Source organism: Pedobacter sp. 05L430 (genome assembly GCF_056397585.1).
In genome coordinates this window covers 1-441 of record NZ_JBFTNT010000640.1, presented here as the reverse complement: position 1 = coordinate 441, position 441 = coordinate 1, and the positions used below count along the sequence as shown (strand labels likewise).

The following is a 441-nucleotide window of genomic DNA, read 5'->3' as shown; positions in this document are numbered from 1 at the left end:
GTTATTCTTCTTAATAAAAAGCTAAAGCCTTAAAAAATAGGTGTATAATGTAACTCTYGTATTTTAAAGAGCATAAGWGGAATCCTGMACAGAAATGWCTCCCAAATGGCTACATAAAATCAAAAAATGACTCCCAAATGGCTCCCTTTTTATGTAGCCATTTGGGAGCTAAAAGGGAGCCGAATGGTAGCCATTTTTAAAATAGCTTCTTACTTTTTGTCTGCCAAAATTCTATTTGCTTTTGCAATTGTTTTTCATTTTCTCTTAAAGTCGATTTCATTAATTCCGTCAAATCAACTGGAGATATTTCTTTGATTAATTTCTTATATTTATATTTAGCATGCCTTTCAAGTTTTCCCCATACGCCTTCTTCATGAATTAACATATAAATCATAGCTTGGTCTTTTAATTTTTCTAGTGTAGTCCAATCAGGTTTTAAAA

At 31.1% G+C, this 441-nt stretch carries 1 protein-coding gene; it reads right to left on the bottom strand.

Annotation, left to right across the window (positions count from 1 at the left end):
- Positions 1 to 196: 196 nt before the first annotated feature.
- Positions 197 to 441: hypothetical protein (locus AC1DG9_RS27755; RefSeq protein WP_477635795.1), on the bottom strand; the 245-nt coding region annotated here is incomplete at its 5' end.